The 4172-nt window shown below is 58.2% G+C and carries 3 protein-coding genes; 1 reads left to right on the top strand and 2 read right to left on the bottom strand.

Features of this window, described 5'->3' with window-relative positions; all coding sequences use genetic code 11:
• The first annotated feature begins 899 nt into the window (after positions 1-899).
• Positions 900-2035, top strand: a protein-coding gene (locus tag ABD002_RS18955; RefSeq protein WP_343794066.1) for an IS3 family transposase whose coding sequence is annotated in 2 segments (ribosomal slippage) — positions 900-1143 and positions 1143-2035 — 1137 coding nt in all. Because the reading frame shifts where the segments join, the coding sequence is not laid out codon by codon here.
• 684 nt (positions 2036-2719) lie between these two features.
• On the opposite strand, the gene ABD002_RS18950 is transcribed toward ABD002_RS18955, so the two are convergent.
• Together ABD002_RS18950 and ABD002_RS18945 are read right to left on the bottom strand one after the other, a co-directional pair.
• A complete protein-coding gene (locus ABD002_RS18950; RefSeq protein WP_343794064.1) occupies positions 2720-3274 on the bottom strand; it encodes a DUF7933 domain-containing protein in 555 nt (184 codons plus the stop codon).
• A 385-nt stretch (positions 3275-3659) separates the two neighbouring features.
• On the bottom strand, positions 3660-4025 hold the full coding sequence (locus tag ABD002_RS18945) for a hypothetical protein (protein WP_343794062.1): 366 nt from the start codon (positions 4023-4025) through the stop codon (positions 3660-3662).
• Positions 4026-4172 lie beyond the last annotated feature (147 nt).

Raw genomic sequence — 4172 nt, 5'->3', positions numbered from 1 at the left:
TCGTGATCACTCCTGAAGGGTGAGTTCAGGGTGTCCACTAAACCGTAGGAACTATCGGGTCCGCTTGACCGAATAGTTAGGTTGCATTGGCTAGTGAGCCGTGAAGAGGCCGGCCGCAAGTAGGAATGACGCCGGAAAAGCAACGAGATTGCCTACTAACGCCCACAGAGCGATGTGCCTTGTAGGCCGAGATCTCCTCGTTAGTGCGACGCTTGCGAGCAAAATGCCGAACAACCACGCAACCGGTGTGGCAAAGAACTGTAGGAGCGGCGAACCGAACGGTAGGTAGACAAAAGCAAAGCCGAGAGGGATACAGCCTGCGGAAAGCCAAGCTAGAACGCGAGGAACATCAGTCTTGATGAGAGACAAGTTGCGGCCTAACGTCTAAATTTAGCCGCGCCGCGAAGCGGCGTCGGCTTGAATGAATTGTTAGACCTAGTATGGGGCATTGGCATGAATGTCGGTGGCAAGAGCCTTTAGTTGATTGGCTATTGTGGTGAATCGCCCCTGCCGCTTTAGCCAAGAGCCGCTTGATGAGAGCCTCGTTGCACCAATTGCCTCTAGAGCGGCGCGCTTAGAGGAGCTGCTTTCATGGGCTGCAAAATTGCGTAGAGTTGTAAGCTGCTCTAGGGCGGTTTTGTATGCAGGCTTCTTTACCGCAGCGACTAGATAGTGTGCATCTGGGACAAACGACTTGAGAGTCTTGATGAGACCAGAGCGTCCCTTGAAGTCGAAGTACCCGGTGCCGGTTATCAAGAACTCGCACACTTCGTCCGTTAGGTACTTTGGAAACTCCACATCTGTTGTGGCCGGATCGTAAGCACTTCCAGCCTATGATTGGACTGCCCCGTGGATCGTAAGCACTTCCAGCCTATGATTTGAGCATAGGAGGAAGCCCCATGAGCACCCAGCGTTTTACCCCGGAATTCAAGCAAGAAGCCGTCCGCCAGATCGTCGAACGCGGCTATTCGGTCGCGGAAGTGTCGGCGCGCGTGGGCGTGTCGGCGCATAGCCTGTACAAGTGGGTCAAGGCGGTCACACCGGACCAGGCCGAGAAGCACGCGACCGAGTTGGTCGAGGCCAAGAGCGAGATTCTTCGACTGCGGGCGCAGCTGCGTCGCACGGAAGAGGAGCGCGACATCCTAAAAAAGGCCGCACGGTACTTTGCCAAGGAACCCGAGTGAAGTACCGCTTCATCAACGACCACCGGCGCGAGTTTCGGATCGCCACGATGTGCCGGGTGCTGCGTGTCACGCGGGGCGGCTTCTACCAGTGGCTGCACAAGCCGCTGTCGGATCGGGCGATCGAAGACCAGCGCCTGCTGGGCGTGATCCGCGACGCGTACGCGGCCAGTAGCGGCGTGTATGGCGCGCGCCGCGTGTTCGGCGACCTGCGCGAAGCCGGCGAGACCTGCGGCAAGCACCGTGTTGCCAAGATCATGCGGACCCATAAAATCAAGGCGATTCGCGGCTACAAGGCGCCACGCCACATCGTCGGCCGTCCGTCGATCATTGCCCCAAATCAGCTCGAACGGCAGTTCACCGTCGATGCGCCCGATCGCGCGTGGGTGACCGACATCACGTACCTGCGCACCTGGCAGGGCTGGCTATACCTGGCTGTCGTTATCGACCTCTACTCGCGCAAGGTCGTCGGCTGGTCGATGAAGCCCACGCTCGCGCGCGAGCTCGCGCTCGATGCGCTGCTGATGGCCTTGACCCGACGCAAACCCGCCCAGCCCGTGATCGTGCATTCAGACCAGGGCTCACAGTACGGCAGTGATGACTGGCAACGGTTCTGTCGTTCGCACGCCCTGCAGCCGAGCATGAGCCGACGTGGCAACTGCTGGGACAACGCCGTCGCCGAGTCGTTCTTCAGCAGTCTGAAGAAAGAGCGCATCCGCAAGCGCGCCTACAAGACCCGCGAACTGGCGCGTGCCGACGTCTTCGACTACATCGAGGTCTTCTACAATCGAACCCGTCGCCACAGCCATCTGGGCGGCATCAGTCCCGAAGCCTTCGAACGGGCCGCGGCGTGAGGCTGGCAAGTGTCTTAAAACTCGGGGCAGTCCATGGATAAGACGATTTGCACCAAACCCCAAGGCAATTGCGAGAAAGCCAGAAAGTATGTCTTGCAGCGGCTTGCTGTGTACACCGGGTATTGTGATTCGATGCTTGAGGAAGAATGCGCCGAAATAGAACACCAAACTGAGATAGCCAAGAGCTAGCAGCGGCACCAATGCAACCGCAGGATGCTTGTTGTAGAGAAATGTGAGCGCGCCTAAGACAGCTACCCACTCGAACCATTCGAAAATCTTCGGTGTTGCGATGAGCCAGAAGCTGTGAAAACGGTCTGCTGCCACGTCAAGGGCAGTCGAGTGCTGCTCTTCTGAGGATGCGATTTCTGGTTGATCTTTCGACATCCTGGAATAGCCCTAACGCTTGAGCTAAGCGGCCGCTGCCGCGATGAGTGGCAGGATACCGCAAGCCGTCATAGCGGTCCGCTTGAGCGAATAGTTAGGGCCCTGACGGCCACCTCAAAATGCGCCACCCGTGGCCGGGTCAAAATGCTCCGCCCCAGGGGCGCTACGGATAGTTGGATTTCGCAGGTAGAAGGTCGGAGCTTCCGTTGTCGACCCGGAGCGGACAGTCGCCACCGGCCGCTCTTCGAGTACTTCCTCAATCGATGCCTGTAGAACGCGTTAGCCGTGAAGGTAGAACCGTCACAGGTACCCCGATCCGCGCAGTCGCATTGCGCCAAGCAACGAGAGCATCGCCGCGAGTGCCAGGAGAACCTCTGGTGAAAGCGCTGGGGTTGGAACAATAACCAGCGGCGCTGCAGCGACGTTGAGAGCGGCAGAGGCTGGCCCGCCCGTGGGGACGCCAGTTCCGGTGACCGAGGAAGTCGTGTTGGTGATACTGCCTACAGTGGTTGCGTGCATAAGAATCGGGACACTGCACGACGCACCGGGCCCCAGCGTAACGCCAGAGAATGCCCAGCCGCTGCCGTTGAACGAAGCGAAGCCCGGACCGCACGTATAAGAGCCGATCAGGTCGGGAACCAGGCCAGCCGGATAGGTATCGCTGAAGCCGATACCCGTGACAGTAAAGGAATTGGGATTGGTGACGGTCACGGTCATGGTGGTGGTCTGCGTGCCACCCACTTGGACGCTCGACGGAGTGAATGACTTGGACATCGTGAGCGCCAACGACTGCCCGAACGATGGTGTGGTAAAGGCGATCGCCAAAAGGATTGCAACAAATCGAAGAGCCCACATCGCAGTTACTCCTTACGTGAATTTGTGGGATATCGAAGGCTCGTTGAATGAGCTCGCCCGGATGGGATGATCCGACTCGTCAGGGTGGCGGCAGAGTATAGCGTCGTGCAAGCTTGCGGTGGCAGTTCGATCCCCACGGGAGCTGTCCTGCGACCCGCATTGCCGCGGCGTGTGCAGAGCGGTCGCTTTGCTCCTTGACGGGCAACTTCGATGCTTTTGTTGGTGGGTGCGGGACGTCCGCTTATCGGAAGGCAGTCATAGTCGGCCACTGACTCGAACTGGCCGACAGCGGAAGTTGCGCGATGAGATCACGACTCCGCCGACGCTTCCAAGTGGAACAGTTTGGGGTGGCCATATGTGGAGCACTTTGGGTGGCCGTCAGGGGTTAGGGCGATTTGCGGAAGCCAAAGCGAACCTTGTATGCGTAAACGATGCCGGGCATGCCAATGAACAGCAGGTACTTTGCGGCATTGTATGCAGAAGGATTTGTACTGCCCAAAAGCTTGCCGCTAGACAGCTCTGCGACAAGGTAGGTAACACCCACTAAGAAAATTGAGCAGCCAATTACGCTACCGATGAACTGCCTTACACGCCCGGACGTGAAGCACGCGATTGCGATGAGCAAGCAGAACACGCCAAACGCATAGAACCCGATTGCCTTGGAATCTGTGCCTGGTGGAGCGGCCAGGAACATGACGGCCCCAAATAACCCAGCAACTAGGCCGAGCAGCAGCCGTGCGCCGAAACTCAAGCCTTGACTAGTGATGACTTCGTTTGCCCGCCGGTGAAGCATATGGTGAGCCCTAACGCTTGAATTAAGCCGCGCCGCGAAGCGGCGGAGAGTTCCTACGAAAAAGTGGACACTCGTTGGTTAGGCGCACTGGGCTTCAAACTCGGC

The sequence above is a fragment of the Dokdonella soli genome, assembly GCF_039523175.1.
Classification (GTDB): Bacteria; Pseudomonadota; Gammaproteobacteria; order Xanthomonadales; family Rhodanobacteraceae; genus Dokdonella_A; species Dokdonella_A soli.
The sequence above is the reverse complement of the archived record's forward strand: the minus strand, read 5'-3'. Positions and strand labels throughout refer to the sequence as shown.

Coding starts and splice junctions, on each gene's coding strand:
- ABD002_RS18950 (WP_343794064.1), bottom strand. CDS start 3,274: ATGTGGGCTCTTCGATTTGTTGCAATCCTTTTGGCGATCGCCTTTACC.